This is a genomic window from Litchfieldia sinesaloumensis (genome assembly GCF_900156865.1).
In the GTDB taxonomy this organism is placed as follows: Bacteria; Bacillota; Bacilli; order Bacillales; family Bacillaceae_L; genus Ferdinandcohnia; species Ferdinandcohnia sinesaloumensis.
Genome location: NZ_LT732529.1, coordinates 858,184 through 876,281, shown reverse-complemented (window position 1 = coordinate 876,281; position 18,098 = coordinate 858,184). Strand labels below are relative to the sequence as shown.

The window sequence follows — 18,098 nt, the reverse complement described above, 5'->3', positions numbered from 1 at the left end:
TCTAGATTCAGAGCTCTAGATTGTCCAAGCCCTTACTTAAGCTTATGCACGGCGTTTATAAAAATGTCTCCTCTTTCTTCAAATGTTTTATGTTGATCCCAGCTTGCACATGCAGGGGATAGTAAAATAACATCGCCCTCATTTGAAAGATTGTAAGCTTCTTTTACCGCTGCCTCAACATTATCGACGAGTTTTATTATTTCTATTCCAGCAAGTTTTCCTGCTCGTTCAAGCTTTTTAGCAGTTTGACCAAATAGAACCATCGCCTTGACACGTTTTAACTCGTCTACTAGATCATCAAATTCATTTCCTCTGTCAAGCCCACCTGCTAGTAAAATAAGTGGTTGTTCAAAAGCTGAAATCGCCTTTTTTGTTGCAAGGATATTTGTTGCTTTTGAATCATTAAAAAATTTTCGTTTGTTAATCGTGGTGACATATTGGAGACGATGCTTTACACCAGTAAAGGTAGTTAAGACATCGACAATCGCACGATTTGGTGTTGAAACAAGTTTAGCAACTGCGACAGCAGCCAAGATATTTTCTAGATTATGAAGTCCTGGCAAGACAATTTCGCTAATATCGATAATCTTTTCATCATTATAGTAGATGGCTTGATCTTTAATATAAGCACCCGTTTGTAATTGTTGTGTAGTTGAGAAAGGAACACTTTTCCCTCGACAACCTTCCGCAGCCCTTACAACATCTTTGTCATCTACATTAATCACACTAAAGTCTTCTTCAGTTTGGTTTCCAAAGATTCTAGCCTTCGCTTTAATGTACTCTTCTTTTGTTCCATGATAATCAAGATGAGCATCAAAAATATTTAATAATACGGCTATTTTCGGAGCAAAATTGGCTATGCCCATTAATTGAAAGGAAGACAACTCCGTCACAATAATATTTTCCTTTTTCGCAGACATTGCTACTTCACACGCTACTGTACCAATGTTACCAGCAATTAAAGGAGCCTTTGCCCCCCTATTTAACATGTCAAAAATCAATGTTGTCGTGGTCGTCTTACCATTTGATCCTGTGATTCCAATAAAATCTGCAGGTGAAATATGGTAAGCAACCTCCACTTCCGTTAAGATTGGGATTTCTTTTTCATTAGCCTTCACAAGAAGTGGATTGGTATATGGAATCCCTGGGTTTTTAATTATAAAGTCAAAATGATCATCCAACATCTCAATTGGATGACCTCCACATACGACTTTTATCCCCATTTTCTCTAACTCTTGTGCTGCATCATTTTCTTCATATGGCTTTTGATCATTGACTGTAATAATCGCCCCCATTTTGTGAAGAACCTTTGCAGCAGCAAAACCGCTTTTTGCTAGGCCAAGTATTAATATATCCTTATTTGTAAATTCTTTAATGTTTTTCAATTAAACCCACACCTCGATATAGATTCCAAGAATCGCACATAATAGTCCTACAGTCCAAAACGTCACTACAACGCGCCATTCGGACCATCCCACCAATTCATAATGATGATGCAAAGGACTCATTCTAAATACACGTCTGCCGGTCGTTTTAAATGAGATAACTTGGATAATAACAGACAATGTTTCAATAACAAAAACCCCACCAATTAATAAGAGTAAAATTTCAAGTTTTAACATAATTGCAACCGTTGCAATAGCCCCTCCAAGAGCAAGTGAGCCCGTATCACCCATAAAGACTTTTGCTGGGTTGGCATTGAATACAAGGAATCCCAAAACAGCTCCAACCACAGCCACACAGAAGATAGCAACATCATATTGCGCTTGATTCCATGCTAAAACTGCAAATGCTCCAAATGCGATTGCAGCTGTACCAGATACTAATCCATCTAGTCCATCTGTCAAATTGACTGCATTGGAGAACCCGACTAACCATACAATTAAGAGTAGGATATAAATAAGTCCTAAATCGAACTCTATATCAGTCCCCGGAATAGAGATAGCCGTTGAAAAATCGTTTTGTTTAAAAACAAAATAAAAAATAATGGCAATAACGATTTGACCTATTAATTTTTGTAGAGAGGTTAAACCAAGGTTTCTCTTTAGTACAACCTTAATAAAATCATCTAAAAAGCCCAATACCCCATATCCCAATGTAACAAATAAGAGTAAATATGTAGTGACCGAAAGTTCCTCAAAACGATTCGACACCAGAATCGTCGTTAGCAAGATCGAAACCAAGATAATTATTCCACCCATCGTTGGTGTTCCTGATTTTTTTTGATGGGATTTCGGTCCTTCCTCACGTATACTTTGTCCAAATTTTAATCTACGTAAGAAAGGGATAAAAATTGGGGAGAGAATGACGCTAATGATAAATCCTATTGCAATTGAATATAGAACCACCTCTTCAATCATCCTTGTCCCCTCCCTTCCTCAATTAGCGTGGATGTGTTTATTAGATCCTTCATTTTGTGTACTGTTACGTTGTTCTGTCTTATTTCTTCTTTCCTAGTTGTAAATAATCTTAATTTTTTCATCGTATCATACCCATTTTCTTCGATTTTTTTTAAATATAGTTCCATGATTAGTACTTAGGTCAACTCCTTAATTGCACGGGCTGCAACAAGGCGGTCGTCAAACGTATATATTTTGTTCCCAATGATTTGATAGGTTTCATGCCCCTTGCCAGCAATGACTATTATATCATTATCTGCCGCATTTGAAATAGCATAATATATTGCTTTTTCACGATCTGCGATTGAAATATATGAATTCCCCTCAACCCCTGCTTCCATCTCCTTTAAAATATGAAAAGGGTCCTCCGAACGAGGATTATCTGATGTGAAAATAGGTACATCCGCCAACTTGGTAGCAATACTTGCCATAATTGGACGTTTTGAACGGTCTCTATCCCCACCACAGCCAATAACGACAAATATCTTTCCCTTTGAAAACTGTTTTACTGTCTTTAACACATTTTCCAAACTATCAGGAGTATGCGCATAATCCACTATTACTGAAAAATTTTGACCTTTGTTTACAATTTCAAACCGTCCTGGAACACCTTTTATCTTTTCAACTGCAGATATAATGGTTGTAATTGATATCCTGGATATGATACTCGTTGCGATTGCTGCTAATACATTATACACACTAAAAAGACCAATTAATTTCATTTTCACTCCGTAGGATCCAAAAGGGGTGATTAAATCAAATTCCGTACCTGAGGCTGTCATACGAATGTTTGAAGCCATTACATCAGCCTCTTGTTGAATACCATATGTAATAATAGTTGCTGATGTAGACCTTCCATACTCTTCTGAAGCAGGGTCATCATTATTTAATACAGCAAATTTCGGTTTATCTCCATCAAATCGATTTCCTAGGCTAGCAAATAATAACCCTTTTACCCTACGATATTCATTAATTGTTTGATGATAATCCAAATGGTCCTGCGTTAAATTTGAAAAAACAGCTATATTAAAATCACATCCATGAACTCTTCCTATATCTATGGCATGAGATGAGACCTCCATTACAACCGTCTTTACCCTTTCTTTTTTCATTTGATAAAAATACTTTTGCAGCATCACGGATTCAGGTGTAGTATTCTTCGTTTCAATGGTTTTATCACCAATCTTTGTATACATCGTTCCGATCAAACCTGTTTTTTCCCCAGCCTCTTTAAAAATTTCTTCAATGATATGACTTATTGAGGTTTTCCCGTTAGTACCAGTTACACCAATTAAATGAAGTTGATGGGTGGGATGCCCGTAAAAAGCATCTGCTAATACTGCCATTGCTCTTCTCGTATTTTTCACCTTAATTACCGGACCGGATATCTCTACATCTTTTTCCACTATAACTGCAACAGCACCTTTTGCCACTGCATCACTAGCGAATAAATGGCCATCATACGTACTTCCTTCTATACAAAAGAATAGACTTCCTTTTTCAACCTCCCTTGAGTCCATTTCAAGAGAAGTGACAAAAGGGTTGGCATTACCTTTTTCCGTAAAATCATGCAAGTTAGCTAGTAGTTTTTGTAATCTCATCATGATTTTTACCAATTCCCCTCGAAAGATTTACTCAGATTACGCAATAATTTGTATGCACAACAAGTAATAATTAAATTCTAGTACCCTATAAAATCAGTCCTATAAAGGACACCTTAAAAAATTTTATTCCTCTATATTAAAGGTATTCCTTTTTATAGAAAAAAGAAGCCTAAAGGGAAATCCTTTGGCTTCTCTTACTAATTACTTTAATTTGATTAATCTGAGGCTTCCCCAAGATGGATACGTAATGTCGTTCCCTCCTGTACTCGTTCACCAGCATTCGGAGCCTGGTCAACAACAACATTTCCTTCTCCACTGATATCCAATTTTATATTCATCAATTGCTGTTGCAGTTCTTGTTTGGTTAATCCAACTACATCCGGAACCTCAAGATATTTTTTATCTGTCCAAAGCTTAATTTCTTTTTCAATTTGATTCTCACGCTTTTCAATACCTAGTAACGGTAGGCTTTCACGCATTATGTTCCCGACTATTGGGGCTGCAACAACTCCACCGAATTGCACAGTACCCTTCGGATTATCGACTGCAATGTATACAACTATTTGCGGATCATCTGCAGGTGCAAAACCGATAAAGGACACGATATGGTTATTTTGCAGGTAGCCCCCACCCTTTTTGGATTTTTGAGCAGTTCCTGTTTTACCACCTACACGATAACCATCTACATAAGCCCCACCACCAGATCCTTTCGCAACAACATTTTCTAGTGCATATCGTACTTTTTCAGATGTTTCCTCAGAGATAACATTACGTTTTGCCTCTGGCTCATTCCGTTTAACAACCTTCCCAGAGATAGGGTCTACCCACTCTTTTGCAACATACGGTTGGTATAAGGTTCCTCCATTTATCGCAGCAGCAACAGCTGTAACTTGTTGGATTGGGGTTACTGCCACCCCTTGACCAAATGCCGTCGTAGCTAATTCTACTGGTCCAACATTCTCGGGTTTAAATAGAATACCAGTCCCTTCCCCCTGAAGATCAATCCCGGTTTTCTGCCCGAATCCAAAATCCTTAATATAATTAAATAATGTATCTTTTCCTAGTCTAGTACCTAGCTCCACGAAACCAGGGTTACATGAATTTTGTACGACCTCTAAAAAGGTCTGATGTCCATGTCCACCCCTCTTCCAACATTTAAGCGTAGCCCCACCAACCTTAACAAAACCTGGATCCGTAAAATGGTCTTTTTCTAAATCTACTTTTCCCTCTTCTAATGAAGCCGCAAGTGTAATAATCTTAAAGGTTGATCCTGGTTCATACGTACTCCATACAGGAAGATTACGATTGTATACCTCTTGAGGAACATTTCGGAAATTTGCCGGATCAAAATCTGGTCTCGACGACATCCCTAATATTTCACCATTATTCGGATCCATTGCTATAGCAATGATCCCATCTGGGTTATATTGAGCTTCAGCATTATCAAGTTCACGTTCAATAAGGTTTTGAATTCTCGTATCAATCGTAAGTCTTAAGTCAAGGCCGTCCTTTGGCGGTGTATAGTCATCTGCAATATCTGGCATCCTTCTACCTTTTGCATCTGAATAGAACTGGACACTACCTTTTTCTCCTTTTAATTCCTCATCGTAGTTTTTCTCTAGTCCTGTTAATCCTTGGTTATCAATCCCTGCAAAACCTAAAACATGAGAAAGATAGCTGCCAAATGGGTAATGTCGTTTGGAATCCTCTGCAATATAAATCCCTTTTATACCGAGTGCTCGAACTTCATTTGCTTTTTCGTGAGAGATTTTTCTACCTTCTGGATTAATGTAGACTTTTGATTCATTTTGGGTTATTTTTTTATATGCTTTTTCTTTTGACATATTTAAGACAGCAGCCAATTTTTCTGCGGCTTCCGCAGGATTCTCTATCTGGCGAGGGACAACTAAAACAGTTGGTGCACTTTGATTGGTAGCTAGAACAACGTCATTTCGATCCAGAATCTTCCCTCGTTCCGGTTCAAATGGGATATCCCTACTCCACGAATCCTTCGCAAGTGCGGTTAGTTTATTCCCTACAAAAAATTGGACATAACCTAACCGAACATCAATAATCAAAAATAACAAAAAGCCAATAAATAGTACTAGTGATAATCTTCTTCGTACAGTTACATTCGAGACCCGCATATGGTTGTACCTCCTATAAAACGTAAAATCCAAGGCTCGTCTAACTATATGCTTGTACACGAATGAATAGAACAGGACATGTGACAGGATCTTTATTTATAAAAAAAGGAACTGAAAAATTCAGTTCCTTTTACTCTTCTTGCTCTTCTTTTTCTTCCTCAACCGGCTCTTCCTTGAGTGTATTAGGTGGTTCTAATTTTACGGTTAATTTATCACCACTTTTTAAAATAGATCCGGCTGCTAGACTTTGTTCTACAACATATCCATTACCACTATGCGAAACGTCAATACCCGTTAAATCGGCGAGCCTCATTACATCCCTAAGAGACCAACCCAGTATATCTGGTAAGTTCGCTTCTTTATCAGTCAGCAACAGTATCTGCTCATTTGGTAGAATTTTTTCCCCTTGTTTTGGAATCTGATCACTAATATTCTTTCCATTTCCGATGATAGTTGCTCTTAGGTTTACCTTTTCAATCAATCTATTTGCCTCTTCAGCCGGTTTACCTACATAGGAAGCTACTTCAATTTCTTTATCAACATGTTCATCTTTATCTGCATCACGTTCAATCGGCTGAATATTTAAATACTGCAGGCTATTCTTCATCACATGGTTGAATACCATCGCAACAGGTTCATTCCCAGCATCTGTTACTTTAAGCTTAGGTTGCTGTACAGCAACGTAAATAACCAACTGTGGATCATCCAATGGAGCCATCCCTAGGAAGGAATATGTGTAATTTCCTTTTCCAGTTAAGTAACCACCTTGAGGACTAGGTATTTCAGCAGTACCTGTCTTCCCTGCTACTTGATATCCCTCTAGATTATAATTCCTACCGGTTCCTTCTGTTACGACCCTACCAAGCAAACCTAAGACACGCTTAGCCGTTTCTGCAGATATTGGTTCACCAGCCACTTGTGGTTTATGATCAACCAACGTTTTCTCGTTATCAGTGTCCACAATTTTATCTACAACATACGGCTTCATCATCTTACCACCATTAGCAATTGCAGTTGCGGCTTGTATCTGTTGAATAGGTGTGACAGAGGATGCTTGTCCAAAGGCTGTTGCAACCCTATCAATCTCATATTTATAGTTTATTTTGTTTTCGACTTCTCCTTCTAGATCTATTCCAGTAGGCTTATCCAGACCAAATCTTCCAATATACTCTAATAACTTTTCAGAACCTAAAAGTTCATTGGCCATTATTGCAAATGATACATTTGATGATTTTAGTACACCTTCATCAAATGTAATTGCCCCCCAACCTGATCTATTGTGGTCATGAATTCTTCCACCACTAACACTATAGCTACCCGATTGGAAGGTTGCATCTCCGTTATAAACACCCTCTTCAATCGCTGCTGCCAATGTAAAGATTTTCATTGTAGAACCTGGTTCAAAAGGATAGGAAATGACATCATTCAGATAATTTTCGATATTTCTAACATTTGGATCAAAGCTCGGTCTAGTTGACATTGCTAATATCTCCCCTGTTTTGGGATTAGCAACAACACCTATTACTTTTTTAGGCTCATACTCCTTAACTGCCGTATTCATAGCATCCTCTAGAAAAGTCTGAATCGTTTGGTCAATCGTCAGATACACATCACTTCCATTATCTGGAGGGACAATCTGTTCCTTGGCATCTGGAAGTTTATACCCTTTTGTATCGCTTTGAAATTTCATATAACCATCTTCCTCATGAAGATATTTATCTAGGCTCTTTTCAATCCCAAGCATTCCAATTGTATCCGTCGTTTTTGTTTTTTCATCAGTCACCTTTTGTGCATAACCAATAAGATGTGAAGCAAACGTTCCGTTTGGATAGTACCGTTTTAATTCTCTTCTAAACGCAATACCAGGTAACTCAAGCGCCTCAATCTCTTGCTTCAAGGAAGTACTGATATCACTACCGTACGTACCAAATTCTACCTGTTTTTTCTCAGGCTTTGTTAAAATTTTGTACATGTCATTTTCATCCATCTTAAGTAGCGGTGCAAGCTTTCGAGATGTTTCTTGTGGATCAACAACGTGTTTCGGCTCATCCTCGTTTACTGTTAATTCTTCATCAAGAATGGCAACAACCGTATAGGAAGATGTATCTTCTGCAATTGGATTTCCATTCCGGTCATAGATGTTCCCACGCTGAGCCTCAATTACTCTTTGTTTCGTATATTTTTCTTCTGCTAAAGCGGCTAATACGACACCATCAACCTCACCTGTACCTTGAATATATAGAAATCTAGCCATCAATATAAAAAAGAGCAAAGCAAATATTAAGCTAATAAATGCTGCTCCTCTGTTTATGTTATTATTTTTAACCTTCATCTTCATCATTAGTTACCTTGAACAACCTTCACGTTATTCTTATTTAAGACAAGTCCAAGTTCTCTTGCCTTTTCCCATAAACGCTCATATTCACTTAATTCTTGAACTTGTACATAAAGGTCATTATTTGTTTTGGTTTGCTGACTTATTGATGATTCGATTTGCTGAATTTCAATATTTGTATGATAGATCGACACTTGGTTAGATATGATATGAATCGCGCAGAATATCACAGCTACTGAGAAAAGAATCCCTAATAGCTTTTCACCTAACGTAAATCGAAATTTTTGTTTTCTATTTGGTCTTGTTGTTGGTGTCTGATTTGGTTGGTAGTTTTCTGTTTGTCTTACTTTGTAAGCTAAATTACCCATCATATCCCTCCTTGAGTATCTTCCCTATTTTTTCAAAATCTCATTAATATCTTTTATAATTTCTCAGCTATCCGTAGCTTTGCAGAACGCGCTCTATTATTTGTCTCTAATTCTTCTTCTGTAGGTATTATCGGTTTTCTTGTAATAAGTTTTAATGTTGGTTTGTATTCGTCTGGAATTATAGGAATTCCTGGTGGTAGAGGTGGTCCTTCACTAGCCTTTTTAAAGGCTACTTTACAAATCCTATCCTCTAGTGAGTGGAAGGTTATAACACTCACACGACCTCCTGTATTTAGGAGTGCTATTGATTGATGAATAGCATCCTCAAATACTTTTAGTTCATCATTAACCGCAATTCGGATTGCTTGGAAGATCCTTTTTGCTGGATGTCCTCCAGTTCTTCTAGCTGCAGCAGGAATCCCCTCTTTTATCAATTCAACCAATTCTCCAGTTGTTTCAATCGGCTTCTTATCTCTTGCCGCTTCTATTTTTCTAGCAATTTGTTTCGAAAATTTTTCTTCACCGTATTGAAAAAAGATACGCACCATTTGCTCATATGACCAATTATTAACAATCTCATAAGCTGATAACGATGCCTCCTGGTCCATTCTCATATCTAGTGGAGCATCGTGGTGATAACTAAATCCTCTTTCGGGTGTATCAAGTTGTGGTGATGATACCCCTAAATCGAATAGGATGCCATCAACAGCTGTTACGCCGTGTTTAAGTAATTCTTCAGTTAGGTTCGAAAAATTACTTTTAACAATGGTAACAATATCACCATATTTAGCAAGCTTGTCCGTAGCATTTTGAATTGCAATATCGTCTTGATCAAATGCATATAACTTGCCTTTGTTTGACAATTTTGAAGCTATGTAAGAACTATGTCCTGCTCCACCAAGTGTGCAATCAACGTATATACCATCTGGATTAATCCTTAATCCATCAACAGCCTCTTCTAATAAAACGGTTTTGTGTTCGAACATGTTAGCACCTCTTATAATGAACTGTGTTTTTTACCTTATTATTTCACAAGAGATAATTATATATCAAAACCGATCATATTTTCAGCTATATCAGAAAAAGATTCTTCAGAAGCAGCGAAATATTCTTCCCATTTTTCCTTACTCCAAATTTCTATACGGTTTGATACACCTAGAACCACACATTCCTTCTCAAGTCCTGCATACGAGACCAATGGTGATGCAATATTCACTCTTCCTTGTTTATCGAGTTCACATTCAACAGCACCTGAAAAGAAAAATCGTGTGAATGCCCGAGCATCTTTTTTAGTAAGTGGGAGTGTTTTCAATTTCTCTTCAAGAATTTTCCATTCAGATTGTGGGTAACCGAATAAACATTGATCTAAACCTCTTGTTAATACGAAGCTTTCACCAAGGTTTTCCCTAAACTTAGCAGGTATTATCATTCGGCCTTTTGTATCAACAGTATGATGGTATTCTCCCATGAACATATCCATCGTCCCCACTTTCTGTAATTATAGTACCACAATCCCCCACTTTCCACCACCCAAATTTATAAAATTTTACAAATAGAAAAAATCCCCGGATTTCCGAGGATTTTCAACAAATTTATAGTGTTTTAGAGCTTAATAACCTTATGTTTTCCGTTAAATTCATACGGAAGCTTTACTAAATCTTTTATAAAGTCGTCTCCATATTTATTTAAATAATAATAAACGTTCCAAACCCTTTCTTGTGGGGAGCCAAGTGGTAGAAGTGACGTTTCAATACGATTAAAACGATTTAATACGATTTCATTTTGTTTTAATGTACTGCGATTCAATGTATTTTTTAAGAAATCAAATTGCGCTTGTATATTTTGAGCATTTTTTAGTAGCAGATCAGCTAAACCGGAATCAATTTCAAGTCCAACTTTACGAATCTTACTGTGAATCTGTTCTACTTCTCTTTTTGCTCCTGATATCAAACCTTCTACATCTGCCGTTTCATTTTCTAACCATGTCTCTTTGGCTTTAAAAATCTCCCCAGAAAGCGTTGCCGGAATCGTTAACCCGACTTCTTCGATACTAGACTCAATTGCTCGTTCTACAAACGTCATCATTAAACGTGGTAGAACAGGTGGCATCTTCATTCCCATTACGGCAAATACTTTTTTAAGCTCTGCCCAGTATGAAACCTCTCCCGGACCAGAAATAAAAGCTAGTGTTGGAAAGATGAACTCTTGCATAACCGGACGTGTAACGACATTGTTACTTAAAAGCTCAGGTTGATTGTCCGAAATTTCAAGTAACTCATCACCACACAGAATACACTCATTATTTTTCCCACTGAAAACATCATGCTCCACATTATACTCAAGTAAAATACGTTCACCATTTTGAGTATAAAAAAGGTTAGCACTTGACTCGTTCATGTTAATTGTTTTCGAATATCTGTGAGTTGACAGTTCCTCTTGCTGAAGCAACAACGCATCGTGTATCTCTCTATTTTTTTCCACCATTTGTCTAAAATGGTGTGATTGAATGGTTCTAAAATCTTTTGAACCCGAATCCACAAGGACTAATCCTGACCAACCAAATAACTCATTTATAATTTGGACAAAAAAGTCTACATAAGTTGTTGATTTTTCTACATATTCAGTAAGACGTTCAATGAGTCCTTTTGTATGATTCGTTTCACCGTATGTTTCAAAAATTTCTTCAATCCATTCGATTAGACCATCTTTTTCAATCTCTAGAGATGAAACCATCGTTTTGCGAGTGTGATAGTGTGGCACTGCTCTTTTTCGAATACCATTTTTCAAATTCACATATAGGTGGTTGATTTCGGCAAAGTCATGGTCCTCCCCAGCAATCCAAAACACTGGAATGACTGGAATATTTAATTTTTCCTCTTGTTCCTTCGCAAGCTTAATAATTGAAACGATTTTATGTATCGTATATAACGGCCCAGACAATACACCCGCTTGCTGTCCACCTATCACCACAACACTTTTTGGATTTGTAAGCCTATTTATGTTTTCAATCGTATGTGTATGGTAATTTAGTCTTTTATTATATGAAAGCAAATGCTCTACAAGTTTTTCCCGATCAAATTTTCTTTTTTCTAATTCTTTTCTTCTCACCTCATATACAAGAGGTGAGTGTATATCATAATCAAAAAATTTCTCAATATCCATTTTATTTGAAAGATAGTCGCCTACTAAACGATTTGAAGATGGCAGAGAGAGATCCAATACCTCCATAAACTTATGTACTTCCTTTCTTATCCAGTATGTATCTTAGAAGAGTATAGCACGCTTTTAATCGAAACAAAAAACATTCGCTCATAAGCGCAGATTAATTTAAGGTTGTACTAAAAATTCGTTGAATAATCCCGACTAGCATCAATAGAAAATAGGCGATAGTCGATGCAAGGAAAACGAAACGCCAAGATTTTCTTAAGACCTTAATGGTTTCAATTTCATGGCTCTTCCTCCACGTTATGTATCCCATAAACAAAATTGAAAGCAATAGGATAAAGACAATGAGCCAAAGTAAACTTTTCCCAATAATCACAAGCAGGAGATAATGGACTGCAATGAGAAAAAATAAGGTTGTGATATCAACTGTAAGAAAAAAAGATTTCTTCTTATTTTTCATTATTACTCTACTAATCAAGTAAACTACGATAAATCCAAGCAGTGGAATTGTAATAAATGTTGCTAATAGTCCTGCAAAAAAATTGATCATCCCTTATCCCCCTTTATTTCCATTCCTTTTATAGAATCATAAAGAAATTGTGTAATTGCTACTTCCTTTTTTATTTTTCTTGCTTCATTTATTACATAACCTAAAATGGAATCAATTTCTGTTTGTCTTCCCTCCTCTATATCACGTAGCATTGAAGATTTATTTTTCTCTGTATTTTTACATATCGTAGTCACTAGTTCCCACATTCCTTCACTTGAAGGTACTACAGAAACAATTTCATCAAATAGGGTCTTCATTTGCTTATAAAAGTAACTGTTCTTGAGCAACTCCCCATTTTCCACACCGTAGAGGGCGGTTAGAGGATTAATCACAGCATTGGCTATAAGCTTAGTAGTCAGTATTTCGTACCAATTTTCATGAACTTCAATTAGAAAATCATTCATTCTTGTGCCTAATTCAGGTTCAATTCCATCAAAAATACCTAACTTCGTTCGGCCGATACCTGTGTGTATGACAGTGGTGTCATTTATCTTTAATGCACCATGTTCGACAACGCCCAGGAGGATATTTTTGTTCTTTAGTTTCTTAATTAATTCAATGTGAGACATACCGTTTTGTAAAAAACATATAGACTGCACGTTTTCTAAATTTCGAACTTCTGTAAGAAGGCTATTTAACATGTACTGTTTTACCGCTATAAATAGTAAATCATCCTGGTGTACACTTGCTGTACTTGTCTTAGCTGTAACTGAATATGTGATAGACTTATTTTGTTTAACAATCGTCACACCATTTTGATTAATTTCATAGGCCTGATGGTCTGTTCTTGTGTATACGGTTACTTGATGGTGAGCTGCTAGATATCCCGCAAAAAGCAAACCAATAGAGCCTCCACCAATAATTCCAATTTTCATAGTTCCATCTCCATAGTTCAAGCTACTTTCATATTACCAAAAAGTCCTACATTATGACTAGTATAGGGCAGGAAAAAGGGGCATAATAAGTGCAAAATAAAAACCCCAAAGATAGAGCTTTGGGGTTAGAGTCTTAGTTTTATTACACCGGGTAGACCGGGTGTTTCTTTTGTCCATAATGCACTTCTTTTGTTTCATAGGCTGCCAAGCGGCCAACGAGGACATTGCGAAGTTCAGCTGCAGGTACGATATCATCTATAATTAGCTCAGAGGCAAGCTTATATATGTCAATCGCCTCCTTATACTCCTGTTGTTTTTGCTGAACAAAAGTAATTCGTTCTTTCGGATCTTCTATTTCATTAATTTTATTTGAGTAAACAGCATTTACCGCTGCTTCCGGCCCCATTACTGCGATTTGAGCAGTAGGTAAAGCTACACAGTAATCAGGTTCAAAAGCTGGGCCTGCCATTGCATATAAACCCGCTCCATACGCTTTTCGGACAATTACTGAAATTTTGGGTACAGTTGCAGAACTCATGGCTGCAATAAGTTTAGCTCCGTGTCTTATAATTCCTGCTCGCTCAACCTTCGTACCAATCATAAATCCAGGAACATCAGCTAAGAACACTAAAGGGATGTGGAAAGCATCACATAACGTAATAAATTTTGCTGCCTTGTCTGCAGAGTCTACAAACAAGACGCCCCCCTTAACCTTTGGCTGGTTAGCAATGATTCCAACTGGTCTACCATCAATTCGAGCAAGACCAGTAATTATTTCTGGAGCAAACAATTTCTTAATCTCATAGAAACTTCCCTCATCAATAAGAGCATCGATTCCCTCATACATATTAAAAGGCGCATTTTGATTGACCGGTATAATTTCTTGAAGACCTTTACCTTCCTTAGGCAACTTACCTTCTATAATGGAAGGTTTGTTTTGAAAATTGGCAGGAAAAAACTGCAAATAATTCTGCGCACTTTTAATCGCTTCCTCTTCATTTACAGCAAGTACGTCTCCACAGCCACTTACTGTACAATGCATTCTCGCTCCACCCATTTCTTCAAGTGAGACCTTCTCACCAATTACCTTCTCCGCCATCCTCGGCGAACCTAAATACATTGATGCATTCTTATCGACCATAATCACAATATCGCAAAATGCAGGTATGTACGCTCCGCCCGCAGCTGAGGGACCAAATAAAAGGCAAATTTGAGGAATCATCCCAGATAGTCTTACTTGATTATGAAAGATGCGTCCTGCACCCCGGCGATTTGGAAACATATCTAACTGATCTGTAATACGTGCTCCGGCCGAATCTACTAAGTATAAAAGAGGCACGCGTAGCTTTTCAGCAGTTTCTTGGATACGTATAATTTTTTCAACAGTTCTTGCTCCCCAAGAGCCCGCTTTTACTGTTGAGTCGTTTGCCATAACACATACCTTTTGACCATTAACCTCACCAATAGCGGTGACGACACCGTCAGCAGGCAAATCTCCCGCTGAATTATTGGCAAATTTCCCATCTTCTTGATATAGCCCATTATCAAATAAAAGGGCAAGACGGTCACGTACAAATAATTTATTTTGTTCTTTAAGCTTTTGATGATACTTTTCATGTCCACCTGCTTCAATTTCTTTTCTCTTCTCTATTACTAATTGATCTAAATCTTTTGTATGAAGCATTTCATTACCCTCCTATTCTAGTACAAGTAATACATCTTCCTCATTCACAAAATCACCACTATTTATATTTACAGTAGTAACCGTTCCGGCTTGCTCACTTTCGATAGGAATTTCCATTTTCATTGATTCAAGCATAACAACAACTTGACCCTCGCTAACCTCATCACCCACTGTAACCAACACTTGTAAAACTGTACCAGCCATGCTTGCTGTAATTTCCTTCATTTTAATTCCTCCTTATTCATCTGCGATAAATAGTTTGTTGTATATTCTCCATTTAAAAAGGATTTTTCACTTATAATTTGTGTAAATAATGGAATGTTTGTTTTAATTCCTCTTATTACAATTTGTTCCAAATATTGTTTTGCCGTTTGTATTGCCTCATTACGGTTATTGCCTTTTACTATAATTTTAGCAATCATCGGGTCATAATAGGGCGTAACAGTAGCTCGTTCTTCATACCCATTGTCGACTCGTACATTGGGACTATTAATTGGTAGCGTAAATTTTTCAATTTTCCCTGGGGAAGGGAAAAACTTTACTGGGTCTTCTGCATATACTCGAAACTCTATAGAATGACCGGTTGATATTATTTCGTTTTGGAATAGAGGTAGTTTTTCTCCCATTGAAACAAGCAATTGCCATTTTACAAGATCAATATTTGTCGTCATTTCTGTAATTGCATGTTCCACCTGAAGCCTTGTATTCATCTCTAAAAAGTAAAAGTTTTCTTGTTCATCAACAATAAATTCGATTGTTCCAGCATTGGTATAACCTACATAATCTGCAGCCTTTTTAGCAGCATGACAGATATTTTTTCGTGTTTTTTTTGATAAAAATGGTGATGGTGTTTCTTCAATGACCTTTTGGTTTCGACGTTGTATAGAACAGTCTCTCTCAAAAAGATGGACAATATTTCCTTCATGGTCGCCAAATATTTGAACCTCGATATGTCTTGCGTTTGGGATAAATTTTTCGATAAACACTTCATCATTTCCAAAATATGATTTAGCTCTCGTCTTAGTTGTTTGGAAAGCCTTTTGTAACTCTTCCTCAGTATGACAACAGACCATTCCAATTCCGCCCCCACCACCGCTTGCCTTTAACATCACAGGGTAGCCATATTCTAACGCCAGTTGGTGAGCTTCCTCAAGAGTTTGAACCCCTTTGTCACTACCTGGAACAACAGGTATACCCGCTTCACTCATCGTTTTTCTTGCTTTCACCTTGTCCCCCATCAATGAAATAATCTCAGGTGTTGGACCAATAAATACAATCCCCTTGTCTGCAACTGCTCGCGCAAAGTTTGCATTTTCGGATAAAAACCCATAGCCCGGATGAATAGCATCTACTTTTTCCTTAACGGCAATTTCAATGATTTTTTCTATTTGAAGGTAAGATTTCATAACCGGGGGTTCACCTATGCGATATGACAAGGTTGCATTTTTTACAAAAGGTAATTCTTGATCTGCATCAGAATAGATAGCGACCGTCTCAATCCCCATCTCATGACACGTTTTAATAATTCGTGTAGCAATTTCTCCCCTGTTCGCAATTAGCACCTTTTTCATGATCTATTCCCCTTTCGCAAAAAAGATACAAATTATAAGTTCTACACCAATCTACATATTCCTGCACACTTTTGTAAACGCTTTCTATATTTTTCTACAGAATTTTTCGTCACTTTGATGTATAATAATTGTAATATTAAAATTTTCAGTTTCTCTTAGTAGAATTGCAAGGGGGATATCAAATGTATACGGCAAAAGTTGAGAAATTATTAGTAAACTATAAAACACTCGAAGAATTTAAAGCCTTTAAAGAATATGGTCTCCAAGAGCTATCTATGCTTGAAGATCTTGAATCAAATATTATAGAAAATGATAGTGTATCACCATTTTACGGCATTTATTTTGGTGATAAATTAGTAGCCCGGATGAGCCTTTATCGCGTGGATAAAAAGTTCAATAAATATTTTGAACCTGCACAGGATTACTTAGAACTTTGGAAACTTGAAGTACTTCCAAATTACCAAAATAAAGGATTTGGAAAAGCTTTAGTAGATTATGCAAAATCGTACAAACTACCGATCAAAACAAACCCTCGTGTAAAATCTTCTGAGTTTTGGGAGAAAATGGGCTTTACACCGGCGGCATACAATATGGAACGTGACCTTGGAGAAAACCCTCTTCTTTGGTTCCCAGAAGGTGTCCATGAATTAGAGTAAATAGGATCTGCGTCAAGACATGAAAAACAGCTGAAACTAGTCAGCTGTTTTTGTGTTTATTTTTCAACTCTCTCTAAATTCCCGTTACGATCCATTTGAAATTTGACCTTTTTACTTCTTTCATCTTCTTGGAGAACCACCATTTTTCTGGCACGTTCCATGATTTCAATCAATGCCTTATAATCTTCCTCGATTAATTGAATATTATTCTCTAATGTGTTATTTTTTGCTTTTAAGGCGCTAACTTGATCTTGGAGTTTATTTATCTGAGCGATCAAGTTTTTATTTTCATTTACAACATCCTGTAATTTATTCTCTGTTTTTTCATATTCTTCGAGAAATTGAATAACATCCCTTAATCGTAATACTGGGTTACTATTAGCAGTTTCTTCAGGTTGTTGTGCTTCAGATATTGACGCAGGTTCTTCTCCACTGTTTTGTTTTTTTAATTCTTTTCTTTGTTTTTTGGCCAGCTCAATCCCAGATTTATATTGTTTACGTACATAGGAATTCCACCTAAAACCACAGGCAGCAGCAGTACGTGATAATGTACGACCAACTTCTTCAAAAGCACCTAATTGTGTACCTCCCTCACGGATGTGGCGTAATACCACTTCTGCAAGCAATAAATCCTCATCTTGAGTCCATGCATCTTGACGTGTTGAAGTCATATCTTTCCCTCCTAAACTTCTTTTTTACTTATACATATGCATGTGGTAGAAAAGATAGACTATACACAATCTA

At 37.0% G+C, this 18,098-nt stretch carries 17 protein-coding genes; 1 reads left to right on the top strand and 16 read right to left on the bottom strand.

Going from position 1 to position 18,098, the window contains the following annotated elements:
* Window positions 1-32: 32 nt before the first annotated feature.
* From murD to CZ490_RS04250, 15 genes are all read right to left on the bottom strand, one after another.
* Complete coding sequence (murD, locus tag CZ490_RS04315; protein ID WP_077617732.1) at window positions 33-1,385, bottom strand: UDP-N-acetylmuramoyl-L-alanine--D-glutamate ligase; 1,353 nt, start codon at window positions 1,383-1,385, stop codon at window positions 33-35.
* Entirely contained in the window at window positions 1,386-2,360 is a 975-nt protein-coding gene (gene mraY, locus CZ490_RS04310) for a phospho-N-acetylmuramoyl-pentapeptide-transferase (RefSeq protein WP_077617731.1), read from the bottom strand.
* A complete protein-coding gene (locus tag CZ490_RS22270) occupies window positions 2,357-2,527 on the bottom strand; it encodes a hypothetical protein (RefSeq protein WP_159439908.1) in 171 nt (56 codons plus the stop codon). Before CZ490_RS22270 ends, mraY begins: the two co-directional genes overlap by 4 nt.
* 9 nt (window positions 2,528-2,536) lie before the next feature.
* The gene (locus CZ490_RS04305) at window positions 2,537-4,000 is read right to left on the bottom strand and encodes a UDP-N-acetylmuramoyl-L-alanyl-D-glutamate--2,6-diaminopimelate ligase (RefSeq protein ID WP_077620940.1); all 1,464 of its coding nucleotides are present in this window, start codon (window positions 3,998-4,000) and stop codon (window positions 2,537-2,539) included.
* A 218-nt stretch (window positions 4,001-4,218) separates the two neighbouring features.
* Window positions 4,219-6,150 (bottom strand): stage V sporulation protein D, encoded by a 1,932-nt coding sequence (locus tag CZ490_RS04300; RefSeq protein ID WP_077617730.1) that lies wholly within the window; start codon window positions 6,148-6,150, stop codon window positions 4,219-4,221.
* Window positions 6,151-6,280: 130 nt separating this feature from the next.
* Window positions 6,281-8,488: a penicillin-binding protein gene (locus tag CZ490_RS04295; protein WP_077617729.1), complete on the bottom strand. Its 2,208-nt coding sequence runs from the start codon at window positions 8,486-8,488 to the stop codon at window positions 6,281-6,283.
* A 2-nt stretch (window positions 8,489-8,490) separates the two neighbouring features.
* The gene (ftsL, locus tag CZ490_RS04290) at window positions 8,491-8,853 is read right to left on the bottom strand and encodes a cell division protein FtsL (RefSeq protein ID WP_077617728.1); all 363 of its coding nucleotides are present in this window, start codon (window positions 8,851-8,853) and stop codon (window positions 8,491-8,493) included.
* A 53-nt stretch (window positions 8,854-8,906) separates the two neighbouring features.
* Entirely contained in the window at window positions 8,907-9,839 is a 933-nt protein-coding gene (gene rsmH, locus CZ490_RS04285) for a 16S rRNA (cytosine(1402)-N(4))-methyltransferase RsmH (protein WP_077617727.1), read from the bottom strand.
* 56 nt (window positions 9,840-9,895) lie between these two features.
* Window positions 9,896-10,327: a division/cell wall cluster transcriptional repressor MraZ gene (gene mraZ / locus CZ490_RS04280; protein WP_077617726.1), complete on the bottom strand. Its 432-nt coding sequence runs from the start codon at window positions 10,325-10,327 to the stop codon at window positions 9,896-9,898.
* A gap of 128 nt (window positions 10,328-10,455) precedes the next feature.
* On the bottom strand, window positions 10,456-12,081 hold the full coding sequence (bshC, locus tag CZ490_RS04275) for a bacillithiol biosynthesis cysteine-adding enzyme BshC (RefSeq protein WP_077617725.1): 1,626 nt from the start codon (window positions 12,079-12,081) through the stop codon (window positions 10,456-10,458).
* Between the two features lie 94 nt (window positions 12,082-12,175).
* Window positions 12,176-12,568: a DUF3397 domain-containing protein gene (locus tag CZ490_RS04270; RefSeq protein WP_077617724.1), complete on the bottom strand. Its 393-nt coding sequence runs from the start codon at window positions 12,566-12,568 to the stop codon at window positions 12,176-12,178.
* Window positions 12,565-13,443, bottom strand: coding sequence for a 2-dehydropantoate 2-reductase (locus CZ490_RS04265; protein WP_077617723.1), 879 nt, complete (start codon window positions 13,441-13,443; stop codon window positions 12,565-12,567). The genes CZ490_RS04270 and CZ490_RS04265 overlap by 4 nt, the downstream gene beginning before the upstream one ends.
* Before the next feature lie 142 nt (window positions 13,444-13,585).
* Entirely contained in the window at window positions 13,586-15,127 is a 1,542-nt protein-coding gene (locus tag CZ490_RS04260) for an acyl-CoA carboxylase subunit beta (RefSeq protein WP_077617722.1), read from the bottom strand.
* 12 nt (window positions 15,128-15,139) lie between these two features.
* A complete protein-coding gene (locus CZ490_RS04255; protein WP_077617721.1) occupies window positions 15,140-15,352 on the bottom strand; it encodes an acetyl-CoA carboxylase biotin carboxyl carrier protein subunit in 213 nt (70 codons plus the stop codon).
* Entirely contained in the window at window positions 15,349-16,698 is a 1,350-nt protein-coding gene (locus CZ490_RS04250; protein WP_077617720.1) for an acetyl-CoA carboxylase biotin carboxylase subunit, read from the bottom strand. The genes CZ490_RS04255 and CZ490_RS04250 overlap by 4 nt, the downstream gene beginning before the upstream one ends.
* A gap of 182 nt (window positions 16,699-16,880) precedes the next feature.
* Here CZ490_RS04250 and CZ490_RS04245 point away from each other — a divergent pair, with 182 nt between their 5' ends.
* Entirely contained in the window at window positions 16,881-17,354 is a 474-nt protein-coding gene (locus CZ490_RS04245; RefSeq protein ID WP_077617719.1) for an N-acetyltransferase, read from the top strand.
* 56 nt (window positions 17,355-17,410) lie between these two features.
* On the opposite strand, the gene gerR is transcribed toward CZ490_RS04245, so the two are convergent.
* Entirely contained in the window at window positions 17,411-18,025 is a 615-nt protein-coding gene (gene gerR, locus CZ490_RS04240; RefSeq protein WP_077617718.1) for a sporulation-specific transcriptional regulator GerR, read from the bottom strand.
* Window positions 18,026-18,098: the final 73 nt, after the last annotated feature.